General features: G+C 46.5%; 18 protein-coding genes. 10 read left to right on the plus strand and 8 right to left on the minus strand.

Annotated features, from left to right (window positions below; translation table 11 throughout):
- Positions 1 to 59: 59 nt before the first annotated feature.
- On the minus strand, positions 60 to 773 hold the full coding sequence (locus ACPEPR_RS11900; RefSeq protein WP_005182145.1) for a DUF3108 domain-containing protein: 714 nt from the start codon (positions 771 to 773) through the stop codon (positions 60 to 62).
- A gap of 153 nt (positions 774 to 926) precedes the next feature.
- Complete coding sequence (locus tag ACPEPR_RS11905) at positions 927 to 1610, minus strand: hypothetical protein (RefSeq protein ID WP_016659565.1); 684 nt, start codon at positions 1608 to 1610, stop codon at positions 927 to 929.
- A 239-nt stretch (positions 1611 to 1849) separates the two neighbouring features.
- Here ACPEPR_RS11905 and ACPEPR_RS11910 point away from each other — a divergent pair, with 239 nt between their 5' ends.
- Entirely contained in the window at positions 1850 to 2728 is an 879-nt protein-coding gene (locus ACPEPR_RS11910) for an energy transducer TonB (RefSeq protein WP_005182159.1), read from the plus strand.
- Here ACPEPR_RS11910 and ACPEPR_RS11915 read toward each other — a convergent pair.
- From ACPEPR_RS11915 to miaB, 4 genes are all read right to left on the minus strand, one after another.
- Positions 2725 to 3015: an antibiotic biosynthesis monooxygenase family protein gene (locus tag ACPEPR_RS11915; RefSeq protein ID WP_163169943.1), complete on the minus strand. Its 291-nt coding sequence runs from the start codon at positions 3013 to 3015 to the stop codon at positions 2725 to 2727. The two genes, ACPEPR_RS11910 and ACPEPR_RS11915, sit on opposite strands and share 4 nt — an antisense overlap.
- A gap of 88 nt (positions 3016 to 3103) precedes the next feature.
- Positions 3104 to 3586 carry an rRNA maturation RNase YbeY gene (ybeY, locus tag ACPEPR_RS11920; protein WP_005182166.1) on the minus strand — a complete coding sequence of 161 codons (483 nt, stop codon included), beginning with the start codon at positions 3584 to 3586 and terminating at the stop codon, positions 3104 to 3106.
- Positions 3587 to 3605: 19 nt separating this feature from the next.
- Positions 3606 to 4679: a PhoH family protein gene (locus ACPEPR_RS11925; RefSeq protein ID WP_016659561.1), complete on the minus strand. Its 1074-nt coding sequence runs from the start codon at positions 4677 to 4679 to the stop codon at positions 3606 to 3608.
- Positions 4680 to 4720: 41 nt separating this feature from the next.
- A complete protein-coding gene (gene miaB / locus ACPEPR_RS11930) occupies positions 4721 to 6175 on the minus strand; it encodes a tRNA (N6-isopentenyl adenosine(37)-C2)-methylthiotransferase MiaB (protein WP_005182171.1) in 1455 nt (484 codons plus the stop codon).
- 260 nt (positions 6176 to 6435) lie between these two features.
- Between miaB and ACPEPR_RS11935 the strand changes: the two genes are divergently transcribed.
- The 6 genes from ACPEPR_RS11935 to ACPEPR_RS11960 all read left to right on the plus strand — a co-directional run bounded on the left by ACPEPR_RS11935 (position 6436) and on the right by ACPEPR_RS11960 (position 11528).
- Entirely contained in the window at positions 6436 to 8412 is a 1977-nt protein-coding gene (locus ACPEPR_RS11935; RefSeq protein WP_005182175.1) for a lytic transglycosylase domain-containing protein, read from the plus strand.
- Positions 8413 to 8487: 75 nt separating this feature from the next.
- The gene (locus ACPEPR_RS11940) at positions 8488 to 9141 is read left to right on the plus strand and encodes a ribonuclease T2 family protein (RefSeq protein ID WP_005182188.1); all 654 of its coding nucleotides are present in this window, start codon (positions 8488 to 8490) and stop codon (positions 9139 to 9141) included.
- Between the two features lie 178 nt (positions 9142 to 9319).
- Positions 9320 to 10306, plus strand: a complete 987-nt coding sequence (locus tag ACPEPR_RS11945) for a malate dehydrogenase (protein WP_005182191.1) — start codon at positions 9320 to 9322, stop codon at positions 10304 to 10306.
- A gap of 193 nt (positions 10307 to 10499) precedes the next feature.
- Positions 10500 to 10754: a DUF2789 family protein gene (locus ACPEPR_RS11950; RefSeq protein WP_005182193.1), complete on the plus strand. Its 255-nt coding sequence runs from the start codon at positions 10500 to 10502 to the stop codon at positions 10752 to 10754.
- Between the two features lie 145 nt (positions 10755 to 10899).
- A complete protein-coding gene (locus tag ACPEPR_RS11955) occupies positions 10900 to 11160 on the plus strand; it encodes a DUF2789 family protein (RefSeq protein ID WP_005182196.1) in 261 nt (86 codons plus the stop codon).
- Positions 11161 to 11270: 110 nt separating this feature from the next.
- Positions 11271 to 11528 (plus strand): DUF2789 family protein, encoded by a 258-nt coding sequence (locus ACPEPR_RS11960; RefSeq protein ID WP_005182199.1) that lies wholly within the window; start codon positions 11271 to 11273, stop codon positions 11526 to 11528.
- A 94-nt stretch (positions 11529 to 11622) separates the two neighbouring features.
- Here the strand turns inward: ACPEPR_RS11960 and ACPEPR_RS11965 are convergent, their stop codons facing one another.
- Complete coding sequence (locus ACPEPR_RS11965; RefSeq protein ID WP_423562480.1) at positions 11623 to 12150, minus strand: hypothetical protein; 528 nt, start codon at positions 12148 to 12150, stop codon at positions 11623 to 11625.
- Positions 12151 to 12210: 60 nt separating this feature from the next.
- Positions 12211 to 12813 carry a 2OG-Fe(II) oxygenase gene (locus ACPEPR_RS11970; RefSeq protein WP_104484209.1) on the minus strand — a complete coding sequence of 201 codons (603 nt, stop codon included), beginning with the start codon at positions 12811 to 12813 and terminating at the stop codon, positions 12211 to 12213.
- 116 nt (positions 12814 to 12929) lie between these two features.
- Here ACPEPR_RS11970 and ACPEPR_RS11975 point away from each other — a divergent pair, with 116 nt between their 5' ends.
- From ACPEPR_RS11975 to ACPEPR_RS11985, 3 genes are read left to right on the plus strand one after another with little or no spacing between them, the layout of a single operon-like run.
- A complete protein-coding gene (locus ACPEPR_RS11975) occupies positions 12930 to 13787 on the plus strand; it encodes a 23S rRNA (adenine(2030)-N(6))-methyltransferase RlmJ (protein WP_005182209.1) in 858 nt (285 codons plus the stop codon).
- A gap of 45 nt (positions 13788 to 13832) precedes the next feature.
- Positions 13833 to 14657, plus strand: coding sequence for a CDP-diacylglycerol--serine O-phosphatidyltransferase (pssA, locus tag ACPEPR_RS11980; protein ID WP_016659558.1), 825 nt, complete (start codon positions 13833 to 13835; stop codon positions 14655 to 14657).
- 24 nt (positions 14658 to 14681) lie between these two features.
- Positions 14682 to 15770, plus strand: a complete 1089-nt coding sequence (locus ACPEPR_RS11985) for a DUF6670 family protein (protein ID WP_005182214.1) — start codon at positions 14682 to 14684, stop codon at positions 15768 to 15770.
- Positions 15771 to 15805 lie beyond the last annotated feature (35 nt).

Consider the following 15805-nt stretch of genomic DNA (forward strand, 5'->3'; position numbering starts at 1 on the left):
AAGCAAAAGCGTATTTTAAAAAGCACCTGAAAAAATGCAAGCAAAAATCGAGAAAATGATTAACTTGTTGGGCCTTTATAGCCGGTTAACAGCAGGCCATAAGAGTTCTTCTTGTCCAGATGGGTCACTTTCACCGGTAAGTAGTCCAGTTTTGGCGCTAACCAGAAAATGGTTTCACGGCCCGGCTTGTCATGCTTAATCGCCACTTTAATGGTGTCAAAGGTGCCATAATTGGTTTTTACGCTTTCACTGCCTTGGCGTACAAATTTACGTGCTTCGACCTCCTTGGCATCGGCCAGGTAATAGGTCGATTTGAGCGAACCATTTTTTAAGTCTTCACGAATCTGCAATTCGGCATTTAGTTCATCGAGTACACCAGCTTTCCAGGCAAATGAACGCGACTCTTTGTCTTTTTTGGTATTAATTTTTTTCGCAGCCGGATTAAAGTGAATACTCATGGTGTTGTTATGAATCAGGATTTTGCTGCTGCGGCTAAAGCTGGAAGAACCAATTTTGCCATTTTCAAAGGTGAAGCGGCTGGTTTCCGTGGCCGAAGCAATCCCGCCGGCTTTGGCGGCAAAAACATAGTTCCACTGATTGCCGGATTTGCTTAAGGTTCGGGTCGCAGAGCCAAGGTTTTTGCCGTTATAGCTGAACTGATAACTGGCTTGGAATGGACTCATGGCAAAAGTCTGGTTTGAGAACCCTGCAAATAACAGTGCAGTCGAAACTCCCGCTGCCATGCCCATCGTTTTCAATACGTGTTTAGCCATAAGTAAATTGTTTCCTATTGCTGTAAATAAGCGCACATTGTGCTTTGTTCTATTATGCGCTTGAATGATGAAGAGAAAATTTGCAAATATGCACTTTATGTAACGCTTGTGTAGCAATCCTGATCGGCATCTGCAATCTCTCTGTTTGAGCTTTTAGCTCTTTTTCTGTTTGATGGGCGTCACTTCTGTGGCCGTTTGTGCTTCTTCGGCTTCTTCACGATCGCGATCTTCAGCAATTTTTCGAAATAGGGTGGTTAGGTTGACATTGCCCATGACCACCAGTTCGGCTTCACGCAACACCGCATGATTGACATGCACTTTGCCCAGAGTGTCAATGATCGAGCGGTTCTTGCCCAGCCAGCGGTTCAGGTCTAAATGTAATAGATCATCTTTAACTTTAATCACATTCAGTTTTTGCAGAATCATGCCCAGTGGATCTTTGTTCAGCACTTTCTGATAGAAGAACAGCGCAAACCGCACACCCAGCTTATGCAGGATGCTTGGATATTTGGCTTCAATCACCTGGGTATCACTAATCTGTTCAAATACAATCAGCTGGACATTTTTATTCAGTTCCATCTGCACCAGTTTCAAATCTACCGACAAAGTAATATACAGCCCGTTGTAGTCCAGGGTCGCATACAGACGCAGCCAGTCGTCATGTAAATCGGCATGTAAGTCTTTCAGCATTTTGACATTGTCGGTGACAAAGCGCTGAAAGGTCGCATTCAGAAAAACCTGAGACATTGGAAATTCGCGCTCATCTTCAATAAATCCTTCAGCCTTCTGATACATCTGACGTAAACGTTTTGAAATGAGAGAGATAAGAGGGGACATACAGGGCATTCCAATGGGTTAATCTTTATTAACTTTGCAGAGATCTTGTCGAATTGTATTAAAAATACGCCAATTGAAGCTTGCAGTTTAGCAAAATAAACTGCACCATTTTCAAGATTTTATTTATCGTGACACGACATGTTGACGAGTGTCTCGCTTTTTTTCAAAAGTAAAAACCAGTCTTATTTTATCTCGTTTTATACGATTTGGGGAATCCGCGATTTTGTCGGATTAATGTGATGTTAAAGAAATTTCATTTTGCACCTTTGACGCAGCAGTGGTGGAAAGATCCACTATTTGGCACCGTACTGACGCTGGCGGCACTTTCGCATCTGGCTGTGTTAACGGTGCAATTTGTCATGCCACAGCAAAGCGATGCCGCGGTCAAGGAAATTGCGGTCAGCTTAAGGCCAAGTGCCACCGAAATTAAGGACGCCGACTTTTTAGCACAGGCCGATCAGCAAGGTTCTGGCACCTTCCGGGAAGCGCACCGCATGTCCAGCGATATGCCCGCACCAATGATTGAACAGAGTGCCGGTGATCAGCAGCTGGAAAGTCTGGAGCGTTTGCAGCAGCAGCGTGAACTGAGCTTTGAAGAAAAAGTGCTAATGACTACCTTAAGCTGGCAAAAGCAGGCGGCGGAAAACCAGCGTAAAAAAGCGCTAGAAGAATTGAACAGCCAGTTTCAGGCCAAAGCGGCGATGGTGGCCAGTCTAGAAGCGCAGTATTTACAGCGTCAGCAAAATTTTAGCCGTCAGCAGAAAATTAAAACCGTAGATGGAATTCAGGCCAAGCAGGATGTCGCGGCCGGTTATCTGGAAAAATTCCGTCAGAAAGTCGAATTTTATGGTAATCGTTATTATCCGGAAGCGGCCAAGCAGCAACAGCTGGCCGGTGAAGTACGTTTAATGGTGATTTTAAATGCCAACGGCGGGATTCGCGCGATTCGTTTAATTGAAAGCTCGGGACATGCCATGCTGGATGAAGCTGCTAAAGCCTCAGTACGAAAAGCTGCTCCTTTTGGTGCCTTTGATGCCAAGATGAAAGATATTTCCGAGCTACGCATTATCCGGACCTGGCGTTTTGACCCGGCTGAGGCGGAGTTTGAGGTGCGCTAGCGTTTGTAGTGACGTAATACTTCACAAACTTCAACACTGAAATTTTCATACCAAGTGTTATGTCCGAGTTGTTGTGCGACTTGGTGTTCCGCATCTAAATGCCAAGCGTGTATATCTGAAAGATCATGCCAATAGGATAGGGCGATTTCAGATAAACCTTCTGTTAATGCTTCAAAATGAATGCAGCGGAATTGGCTTAAGGCTTTCTGACGTAACTGCTGTGCTGTGGCAAAATACAGAGGATCAAGTGTTTTAATTTTCGCTTTAAAAATAACAACGTATTTCATGATTGTGGCTTATCTATTTTTATTCATCTCATCATAAAATAAACCCTATAAAAAAAGCGAGCCTAAGCCCGCTTCTTCATTTTTTACTTTAATCGCGTTCTAAATACGGGTTTTCAAAACCGAGCTTATCCAGAATTTCAATTTCAATGCCTTCCATTTCTTCAGCATCTTCATCTGAAGTTTCATGGTCATAACCCATCAAATGCAAGGTGCCATGCACTAGCATATGGGTGAAATGGGTTAGCGGTGCTTTGCCTTGCTCATTCGCTTCGCGTAGCACCACCGGAATACAGATCACTAAATCCCCAATGGGGAAGGCATCAAGAAATTCGGCCATTTCATCGGGCAGTTCACTTGGGAAAGACAGCACGTTGGTCGGTTTGTCTTTCTGGCGATATTCCAGATTCAGTTTATGGCTTTCTTCATTGTCGACACAGGCGATCCCAATTTCACAGTCACTTTGGGTGCCAATATGTCGCAAGGTGGTTTCTACAACTTTTTTGATATAGCCACGTTTCAAGACCAGTTCAGGGGCTTGAACATCCTGTTGTAGAGAAAGACTCAGTTTCAAAATATATCCTTAGATCAGTTTAGTCCTGCGCATCGGCCTTGGCATCGTTTTCTGCAATCAGCGCTTCCTGACGGGCTTTGCGTTCGGCACGGGCTTCTGCACTCAGACGTTGTTGCTCACTGTCCCAGCCTTCGTAGGCTTCAACAATTTTCTGCACCAGTTGATGACGCACCACATCACGTGAATGGAAACGGGTAATATGAATTTCCTTGACGTGCTCCAGCACGCGCAGGGCATGCGCCAGACCAGACTGCTGACCACGCGGTAAATCGACCTGAGTCACGTCACCGGTAATTACGGCACGTGAGCCAAAGCCCAAACGGGTCAGGAACATTTTCATCTGTTCTGGTGTGGTGTTCTGCGCTTCATCCAGAATCACAAAAGAATGGTTCAGGGTACGACCACGCATATAGGCCAGCGGCGCGACTTCAATCACCTGACGTTCAATCAGCTTGGCGACTTTTTCAAAGCCGAGCATTTCATATAACGCGTCATACAGCGGGCGCAAATACGGGTCAATTTTCTGGGTTAAATCACCCGGCAGGAAACCGAGTTTTTCACCGGCTTCAACCGCAGGGCGAACCAGTAAAATCCGCTGGATTTCATTACGCTCCAGCATATCGACGGCTGCAGCTACCGCCAGGTAGGTTTTACCGGTTCCTGCTGGGCCAATCCCGAACGAAATATCGCTTTGTAAAATACGCTGCACATAACGTTTCTGGTTGGCACCGCGCGGGTTAATCCGGCCTTTGCGGGTCTGTAACCAGACCGCATCTAAACCGGTATGTTCCTGCTCTTCATCAATCTGCAATTCACGGTCAGTCTGGCTGCCCTGAATCATCATGTGTAAGGTGTCGGCACTAATCTGGCTGGAATTTTCCGATTCTTCATATAAACGCTGAAGCAAGAGCTCGGCTCTCTCAACTGCATCTATTTCACCATCAATAAAAAAGGCATCACCTCGATGAGAAATTTGCACATCTAGACGCTGTCCAATCTGTTTCAAGTGGCCGTTATAAGCACCGAGCATGCTTTTGAGACGTTCCATTGAAATGCCAGGAAAATTTACTGTACGTCGAATTGCTGCCGTCAAGAGAATTCCTTATTCAGAAGTAGTCGTATTGTTCCCTTACATTACGCCACGTCTGGTTCAAGATTCAAGAGTTCACCATAAACTAAATTTAAAGTTTTAATCTCGGTAATCTCAATCTCCGCAAAGCGTCCGACCCAAGCCGGATCACCAATAAATGTTACCAAACGTGTATTGTCCGCCGTGCCGACCAGTACATTCGGATCTTTGTTCGACACGCTCTCAATTAACACACGTTGCACGGTGCCGAGCATGGCATCAGTTTTGTCAATACTGGACTGTTTAATCCATTGCTGCACTTTGGCCAGACGTTCTTTTTTGACATCTTCCGGGGTGTTGTCCGGCAGTTCAGACGCCGGCGTGCCCGGACGTTTTGAATAGACAAAGCTGTACGAATGGTCGAAGTCCATATCCTGAATAAACTGATAGGTTTCTTCAAAGTTCTCGTCGGTTTCGCCCGGGAAGCCAATAATAAAGTCGGAAGACAAATGCATGTCCGGACGCACTTTACGTAACTTGGCAATTTTTTCGATGTAAACATCAATGGTGTGGTTACGTTTCATGGCCTGTAATACATCATTGGAGCCACTTTGTACCGGCAAGTGCAAATGCGACACCATTTGTGGCAAGTCGCGGTAGCACTGAATCAGGTCATCATTAAATTCTAGCGGATGCGAAGTGGTATAACGTAAACGGCCAATCCCCGGAATTTCGGCGACCAAACGCAACAGGTCAGCAAAGGTACAGATGTTGCCGTCAAAAGTTTCACCGCGGTAACCATTCACGTTCTGACCGAGCAGTGAAATCTCACGCACACCTTTTTCTGCTAAACCGGCAATTTCCGCCAGTACGTCATCGAGTGGACGTGAAACTTCTTCACCACGGGTATAGGGCACCACGCAGAAAGAACAGTATTTGGAACAGCCTTCCATAATCGACACAAAGGCTTTAAAACCTTCGACGCGCGGTTCTGGCAGGAAGTCGAATTTTTCAATGTCCGGGAAGGAAATATCCACCAGCTTGATTTTTTCTTTTTTCGGTTTTTCAACCTGATCATTATGCTGATCCAGCATTTGTGGCAAACGGTGCAAGGTCTGTGGGCCAAATACCATATCGACATACGGCGCACGTTTTTGAATATTGTCACCTTCCTGAGAAGCAACACAGCCACCCACGCCAATCACCAGATCCGGATTTTTTTCTTTCAGTTTGCGCCAGCGGCCCAGTTCCGAGAACACTTTTTCCTGTGCCTTTTCGCGGATGGAACAGGTGTTCATCAGCAGGATATCGGCATCGGCCGGATTGCTGGTCAGCACATAGCCGTGAGAATCGCCTAAAAGGTCTGCCATACGATGACTGTCATACTCATTCATCTGACACCCTTGCGTTTCGATGTACAGCTTTTTCACTGAACCGTCGGCTGGGGTGTGCTGTGGCTGGGTAACAGTGTTTTCTGAGGCAGCTTTGGCACCATTTGGAATGAAGGTTTGAACCGTCATGTAGGCTCCTGAAGGATAAAATCGAGATCGTCCGTTCTGAAATGTTTGAACGGCAGAGGTGATAGAAAAACGCGTATTTTAACAGGAACTGGGTATAAACTTATAGCCCTAAATGAGGGAAGCAGAAGATTGATTTATCAATTAAAATTGTTCGAAAATTAATATTGTTTAATCATGAGGTTACATAACACAACAATTGAGGTGTTTGAGAATAATGAAACTGTTTTAGTATATTGCGGTAAGAGAGGAGAGGCTAAGTAATGACTGAAAATAGGCACATGCGCACATGGACTGAAAAGAAAAGAATTTTTTGCAAAAAGCTTGTGTTAGGTTTGGCATCACTGAGCATTTTCCCAACCTTGTACGCAGCCGAAGAGCAGTTTAATGATGCGCTGCGGGCAGCCAATGCCAGTAACCTCTCTTTATTGCAGCAATATCAAAGTGCCATGCAAAATGATGTGCTCGGCTATTATCCGGAATACTGGATTTTAAATACCAATCTGGCCACTCAGTCACCCGCCTCGATTGTGCAGTTTGCCCAGCGTTATCCACAGTCGGCCATGGCAGAAAAACTGGCCGCTGACTATGTCGAAGAAAAAGTCAAACAGGCCGATTTTAGCAATGCTGTATCAGTGCTGCCCTATGTGACCAATGCCGACCGTGCCGAAAGCTGTGCCGTGGCGCAGGTGCGTGCCCAGTCGGGTGATCCGCTGGTTTTTGCCGAATTTAAAGATGTCTGGCTAACCACCAATTCGCAGCCGGAATCCTGTACCGGTCTGGGCCGGATGATGTTATCCAGCCCACTGATGACCCAGGAAGATAAACAGCAGCGTTTGTGGGTGCAGCTGCGTGCCGGCCAATCCGGACAGGCGCTTGCCACTGCACAGGGACTAGGTTTAAACCTGAGTCTGTCGCAGCTGAACAGCATTCAGGCCAACCCGCTTAACTATTTATGGTCTGCACCAAAAGCCAGTGCTGAAGATCAGGCTTATCTGATTTATGCCTTGGGCCGCCTGGCCGATACCGACCTGAACTCGGCTCTATCTGCGGTGAAACGTGCTGCAGAAGGTACCCCGCAGTCGGTGCAGCGCGCCTTGTATCGTGCTGTGGGCTATATTGGCGGCACCACCGTCATGAAGAACAATTTTAACCGTGAAGTACTGAATGCGCTGGATGCCAGCTATGGACTGCCATTTAGCCCGGAAGAAGCGGAAATTTATGCCCGTCAGGCGATTCGTTTTGGTGCTTGGGAAAGTGTAATTCGCGCGATTGATGCCATGAGCGTGTCGCAAAAGCAGGAAGACCGCTGGCAGTACTGGCTGGCGCGTGCCTCTGAGCAGCGTGGCGATGCCACTTCAAAACGCAGTGCTGACGCGATTTATAAACGTTTGGCTCAGGGTGATGATTACCACAATTTGCTGGCCAAAGATCAGCTCGGATACAGCTATTCTTCGATTCCTGTGAGCCGTGAGCCAAGTTCGCAGGATATGCAGCGTTTAAATCAGGATATTCACTTTAGACGCGCCTTTGCCTTGCGCCAGATTAATGCACCGGCCAGTTATATTAACCGTGAATGGAACTGGGCTGTGCGTCAGGCCTATTTAAAACATGATGATGGTCTGTTATTGGCTGCAGCCAAACGCGCCACCGATATGGGCTGGTATGACCGGGCCATTTATGCGGCAGACCGCACCACCAAGCAGCATAACTATCAGTACCGTTATGCTATGCCGCACAAGAATTATGTGGTCAGCCACAGCCAGAACGCCGGGATTGATCCGGCTTGGGCCTATGGCCTGATGCGTCAGGAAAGCCGTTTTGTGACTACGGCGCGTTCGCATGTCGGGGCGGGTGGTTTAATGCAGATTATGCCGGATACCGCGCGTTTAATTGCCCGCCAAATGGGGGAAACCTATAATCCGGCGGCACTCACCGATATGAATACCAATATTCGTTATGGCACGTTTTATCTGTCGACCATCCAGGGTCAGCTTAGTAATAACTCGGTTTTAGCAACTGCGGGCTATAATGCCGGGCCAAACCGTGCCCGTCGCTGGCAGCCTGAATTTCAAAACATGGCAGCGGATCAATATACCGAATCCATTCCGTTGCTGGAAACACGCGATTACGTTAAACACGTCATGACCAATGCCACGCACTATGGATTATTGCTGGGTCAGGGCGCGCAATCAATCAGTAAACGTATGCAGCAGATTCCAATGCGCAATACGCAGTAAACAAGATGGGGTGTCTCCTGCATGGATGCAGGAGGATGGGACTCAAAACGACACGAGAAGGTGCTAAGTTTGAGAATGAAGAAATTGACAGCCGGGGGGCAGCCAGCGGGAATCCTCATCCTGATTTCGGGTGGGGCTGGGGTATTGCTCAGTAGTGCTGCATGTGCTGCCACGGTGCAGGGCTATGTCATGGATGTACAAATGACACCCGCCGCGTGCATGTTTGACAGCAACCGCGCCAAGCAGCGGAAATGCCTGCAAGGCTACTCGCTGAATATTACCGGGCTGTATCCGGAAACCTCCCGTCGTGACTGCGAAACCAGCTCTTCAGCCAAACTGTCTCCCATTCAGGCCAAAGTGGTGGCACGGGTCATGCCCGATGAACATGCCCGGGTGCAATTGTGGCAGGGTATTGGTGGCTGCGTACCGATGAATGCCAGCCAGTATTTCCGTACCATCATTAACTATGCCGACCGGCTGAAAGTCCCGGCGGTGCTGACCGGTCAGGAAACTACCGTGGTGCAGCAGAATGAACTGAACCGGCTGTTTATTCGCCTGAATCCGGGCATGCATTCCAAGAGCATTCACTTTCAGTGCACTTCGCATCAGGCCAAAAGTTATTTAACTGAATTGAAAATCTGCTATAGCCCGAATGGGCGCTATAAACAGTGCAGCAGTAGCGTGGAAACCCAGTGTCCATCGGCCTTTATTATTAAAGGTTCATACTAAAACCCGACGTTTTTCGGCATTTTATTTATATTTCCTATCAGACTTTTGTTGAAATCCATAGCCTTTTACATGCATCTGACAAAGGATTGGAGTACAATCTTTGCCGTTTATGATTATTAAGATTAGATAGAACAGCTATTTAATCGCATTAACTATCCTCTCAACTGGAGATAATTACATGAAGCAACCTGTTCGCGTTGCCGTTACTGGCGCTGCTGGTCAAATTGGTTACAGCCTATTATTCCGTATCGCTAGCGGTGAAATGTTGGGTAAAGACCAACCAGTTATTCTTCAATTATTAGAAATTCCTGTTGAGAAAGCTCAACAAGCGCTGAAAGGCGTAATGATGGAACTTGACGACTGTGCTTTCCCATTATTGGCTGGCATGATCGGTACTGATGATCCTAAAGTTGCATTCAAAGATGCTGACTATGCACTTTTAGTTGGTTCACGTCCACGTGGTCCAGGTATGGAACGTGCTGACCTTCTTAAAGTCAACGGTGAAATCTTCATCGGTCAAGGTCAAGCGCTGAACGAAGTTGCGAGCCGTGACGTTAAAGTTCTTGTTGTAGGTAACCCTGCGAACACGAATGCTTACATCGCAATGAAATCTGCTCCAGATCTTCCAGCGAAGAACTTCACAGCAATGTTACGTCTTGACCACAACCGTGCGTTGACTCAACTTGCTCAAAAAGCTGGTGTTGCAGTTTCTGACATCAAAAACATGACGGTTTGGGGTAACCACTCTCCAACAATGTATGCTGACTACCGTTTTGCGAACGTAAACGGCGAAAGCTTGAAAGACAAAATCAACGATGCTGAATGGAACAAAGACGTATTCCTTCCAACTGTTGGTAAACGTGGTGCTGCAATCATCGAAGCGCGTGGTCTGTCTTCTGCTGCTTCTGCTGCAAACGCTGCAATCGACCATATGCGTGACTGGGCGCTTGGCACAAACGGCGAATGGGTAACCATGGGTATTCCTTCTGATGGTTCTTACGGTATCCCTGAAGGCGTAATGTTCGGTTTCCCTGTAACTTGCGAAAATGGCGAATACAAGATCGTTCAAGGTCTTGAAATCGACGAATTCAGCCGTGAGCGTATCAACTTCACGCTAAACGAGCTTGAAGAAGAACGTGCAGCAATTGCTGACATGGTGAAATAATTTAGTGTTGAACTAAGTTAGAAAAAGCACTCCATTTGGGGTGCTTTTTTTATGCAGCTGTATGGATTGTTGTATTGATCAGCGCCATGACAAACCTCACAAAACATAACAAGAATACATCGGCCTGTAGCCCTAATGCTGTTCCGGATTTGCTAGTTTATGGACTTCGCCTAGAAAAATACGGAGTCATTCCATGGTACTCGAACAACAGCCGACCTTAGAATTATTATTTGAACAACTGGGTTTAGCCGCAGACGAAGCATCTATTGAGCAATTTGTGCGCGCCCATCAATTGCCGGCAGAAGTGACCTTGCCCGATGCCGGATTCTGGAGTGAGGGACAAAGCGCCTTTTTACGCGAACACTGGCATCAGGATGATGAGTGGATTGTGATTATCGACAAATTAAACCAGTTACTACACGTTGAAAGCGACAAGCTGGCGCAATAAGCCGGAGCCAGTTCAATCAGGCTCATCCGCCTTACATGCTTTGGTACAAAAAAATACAACAAGCGCAGTCACAAGGCTGTGCTTTTGTGCAGAATTCTTATAACGTAAAGCTACAATACAGTAAAAAAATGCTGAGGAGGGCGCCATGTTTGATCAGCAACCCACATTAGAACTGTTATTTGAGCAGCTGGGTCTAGAGTCCAGTTCAGAAGCCATTGATCAATTTATTGAAAGCCATCAATTAACTTCCGATATTCCCCTACATAAAGCCGCATTCTGGAGCAAGGCCCAGCACGATTTCATTATCAGTCACTGGAAAAGTGATGATGAATGGGCCATCGTGATTGATGTCTTAAACGAGCAATTACATACCGAACATAAGCTTTCCGGCTCTTGCGAACTTTAATCACAAATTGAAACAACAAACCTGGTCGCAAAGACTAGGTTTTTTTTGCTTTATCTTATAAGTTAGATGGATAAATAACTACAATTTATCTGATATATAAGGAGGGCGAGATGCTCAATCACAACACACCATCCTTAGCTCTATTATTTTCTCAACTTGGTTTAGCCAATAGTCCGGCGGCCATTGAACTTTATGTACGTACCCATCAACTGCCTTCCCATATTTCTTTGCATGATGCGCCGTTCTGGAATAAATCCCAGCGTGCTTTATTAATCAGTCATCTGGTCCAGGATGATGACTGGGCGATCTGGGTCGATGAATTGAATCAACAATTACATATGGATGCCTATAAAGCCCAAACCGCTTAATCCTGCCTGAAGATTCAAGCGTTTCTGTAGTCCATAAAAAATGCTTCAATCAATGAGGCATTTTTGTTGTTAAATATTTTTTTCGTGCTGAGCTTTAGTGTAAACGCGGCTGAATCAGCTGCACAAACCAGCTTTGACCATGACAGTGTTCAAAGGCAGTATGTTCACGTAGTACATCGGCATCAAACTCGGCTGTTTTACGGTATTTGGTCAGCCAGTGCTGAGTCAGGGCATTTTCTTTTTTCGCTGCGCTGGCATAGGCCAGAAACAGGTAAATATCGCCATGATTATAATTGGTCAGCGGTTTTAGAATCTGCTGGGTAATTAAGGCAAAGCGGGTTTCCTGACTGATTTTAAAATACAGCATATAGGCCTTGGCCAGGGTTAAGGACAGATTTAAATATAAGGACAGCGGCATTTCCTCAAATTCAACCCGGCCTTGCTCCAGTAGCACAATTGCTTCTTGCAGGAAATAGGTCTGCTCCTGACGGACCTGACTCAGCATCACCAGTTCTAGGCGTAACGAAGCACGTTCCAGCGCCAGTTCCGGGGTGTTGCCCTGTAAATAGAGCTGGTCAGTTTCACCGATACGCTGAATAATCGGTTGGGTGGTATCACGCATCGGCACAATCCTCAGTTCACAATACGGTTTATATGAGGCCACTTGCCAGGATTTAAAGGATCACCACAACTGCGGATCACTACGCAGCCAGGCAGTAATTGACAGACGCTGCTGTTTGGAGAGCAGCACTTCGTGCAGCAAGTCACTTTGGAATAAGGCCATCCGGTTGGGCTGTGGTGCAATGATCTGCCATTCGCCCTGTTTGTCCTGCAAGCGTAATTCACCGCCCCAATCGGCTTGCCACTGTTCATGCAGATAAAAGACGCAGGAAATCATCCGGCCATTTTTACCTTGCGGATTATCGCGGTGCAGCGCATAAAATTCGCCGGCGTTATAACAGGCAAAATGGGCTTCGACTTCCTTAATGCCCAGAAAAAAGGCACGATTTAATTGCTCGGCCAGCGCCATTAAGGTTTGGGTATGCTGCTCGGCAACCGGCAGGCTTGAATCCAGCCATAAGATATGATCACTGCGAATCTGGCTGACCACACCGTTTTGAATGGCTGCGTTACGAAACTCATTCAAATGTGCGGTACATTCTGCTACCAAATCTTGTACATAATCCTGTGGATAGGCATCATCAATCAGGGCATAACCGGATTGATCCAGATCATTGAATATCTGTGCCAGATTCCAGGATGGTGGTAGAGAATGTGTTTGCATAGGCAAAACTCGAACAAGGATAAAAAAGCGGGGGAACTATTTTAGAGCAAGATAAGCCTCTGAATGAAACTTTTTTTCATGCTAAAATACCGGTTGATTTCAGGAATTAAAGAAACATGAATTACCGTCACCATTTCCATGCAGGCAACTTTGCCGATGTCATGAAGCATGTGCTTTTGCTTCAGTTACTGACACGTTTAAATGCCAAAGATAAACCTTATCGCTATATTGATACACATGGCGGTGCAGGCAAATACGACTTATCTTTAGCACCTGCACAGAAGTCGGGTGAGTTCTTAAATGGTATTCACCGTCTGGTCAAACTGGATGACTCGATTATCCGCAATGCACCGGAAGGCGTGAAGCAGTATCTGAATCTGGTCGAGCAGATGCGCGAGACGGATGGCAAGGGCGCTTATCCGGGTTCACCATGGTTTGCCTTACAAGGCATGCGTGAGATGGATAAAGCCACGGTGTTTGAAATGCAGCGTGATGTTTTTCAGCAATTGCGCAGCAATATCCGTGACCGTCGTGCTGGCTTGCATGAACGTGATGCTTACGAAGGTCTGCTTGGGGTGATTCCACCGAAAGAAAAACGCGGTCTGGTCATGATTGACCCGCCTTATGAGCTGGAACGTAAAGACTTCCCGCAGCTGGTAGAACTGCTGGTCGCGGCCTATAAAAAATGGCCAACAGGCGTGTTTGCGGTGTGGTATCCAATTAAAGACCGCGCCATGATTGAACGTTTTGAAAAGAAAATGTACAAATCGGGCATTCGCCGTCAGCTGGTTTGCGAAATCTGTGTCTGGCCAGATGATACCCCGGTTGGCTTGAATGGCTGTGGTTTACTGGTGATCAATCCACCTTGGAAATTCTCTGAAGATGCAGATGAAGCCTTACAATGGTTATTCCCGCATTTGCGCATGCAGGACAATGGTGGACATGCAGCAGTACGCTGGCTGGTTGGCGAATAAGCAAGCAGTCACAACAGAGATTAGGTTAGAGTTAGGAATAAAATAATGATAAACACACCGAAGCCCGAGGGTGATTCCGTGACGCGTGAACATGATTACGATGGAATCACATTTGAAGTGGTGGAAGAGGAACGTACCCGCGAGGGGCAAAAGGTCAAACGCCGTGGCATCTACCTGTGGCCTAATCTCATTACCACCGCGGCTTTACTGTCGGGCTTTTATTCAATTATTGCCAGCATGAATGGCGAATATAGCCAGGCCATTTATGCCATTTTCCTGGCGGCCTTATTTGATGGTTTAGATGGTCGTGTTGCGCGTGCCATTGGTGCGCAAAGTCCGTTTGGTGAGCAGTTTGACTCCTTATCCGATATGCTGGCCTTTGGTGTGGCCCCGGCAATTTTAATGTATAGCTGGAGCCTGAATGATCTGGGCCGGATTGGCTTGGCCTGCTGTTTTGTCTATACCGCCTGTGCGGCTTTCCGTCTGGCGCGTTTTAACGTGCAGATTGGCGTGGTTGATAAGCGTTATTTTATTGGTGTAGCCAGTCCATTGGCGGCTTTAATGCTGGTGTCGCTGGTCTGGGTCGGCCGCGATTTTCCTGAAATTTATAATATTCAGGACTTTGGTATTCAGATCATCAACGCCGTGATTATTGTGGTGGTTGGCTTGCTGATGATTTCCAATATTAAATATTATTCCTTTAAGACATTGGACCGTAAGCGGGTGCCGTTTATTGTGCTGCCGATAGCAGTTTTTGTACTGGCGGCCATGACCTATAATATTCCGGTCGGTATTCTGGTGATTTCTATCATCTATGCATTATCAGGTTTTGTGACCACTTATATGGCGAGAAAAACCGCCGAATCATAACAAGATGACACCCAGGAGCTTGCTATGCAGATGTTTCAAGATTTTCTCGATCGATCCAAACAACTGAATCAAGCTCCACATCAACTCAAGCTTGAGCAGCTGCCTTTTCACGCCCCGAACCAGAAATATAAAATTATTCATCAAGGGCTGATGATTCCCAATTTGCCCGCGCCCTTACATTATCTTAATTTCCTGAGCCTGATTGGGCAGCCAAATGCCCCGATGCTGCGTAATGACAGCGCGATTCAAACCCATCCGCTGGATACTGCTACGGTACTGGTCAGTTCCAGTCCACATATGGTGGGGCAGCTCAGCAGTTATTCAGTGGAAAAAGAATGTTATTTCAAGCCGGCACTGTTTCAGTTTGGTGGCCGGGAACAGCTGGAAGGACATTTTCCGGAGTTTCGGGTCCAACGTCTGGATTCTGAACTCAGTTTTGATCTGAAGATTCGTACTACCCCGGTGATTTCCTATTTTGCCAAGCTACGCATGGGGCTGGCCGATCACTGGTCTTTGCTGTGTGAATGCAGTGGACAGCTTCAATATAAACAGCAACATTATCAGATCCAGCAACTCGGCAGCTTTGAATATGCGCGAGCCATTAATTTTCCTTATCTACCTTTAGCCTTTTTTACCTATCAGGTGATTAATCTGCAGCAACAACGGCAGTTATTACTGGCCCAAGTGCGGGACCGCTTTAACCGGATTTTGCAGTCGCGGATGTATTTGCGTGACCTGAGCGGTGGCCAAAGCCAGCTGTTTGATGAAGGCGTATATTTTAAAGTGCACCGGGTTTATCCGGCGGTGATGACTCCAAACCGGCAAAGCATGTATCTGCCGCGTGAATTTGAATGGTGTTACAGCGGTGCAGATGGCACGCGTATCCATATTCAGGCACAAAGCCGCGGGGATTTTAAATTTGGCTTGGCTGCAGGTTATGTCGGCAGTTTTCATTATCAGGTCAAAATAAATGATGTCGAAGAACAGGGCGAAGGCGGCTATTGTGAATATATTGATTGTCGCGCCTTAAAATGGCAGGAAAAAAATCAGGCAGAAAAATTAGGTGATCATTTGGCCAATCCGGTCCCATTTTTAGTGAAAAAAGAAAAATAAGTGTATTTTTGTTGAATAAATAAACAGTTGTGTCG

The sequence above is a fragment of the Acinetobacter sp. AND/436 genome, from assembly GCF_049546925.1.
GTDB lineage: Bacteria > Pseudomonadota > Gammaproteobacteria > Pseudomonadales > Moraxellaceae > Acinetobacter > Acinetobacter indicus.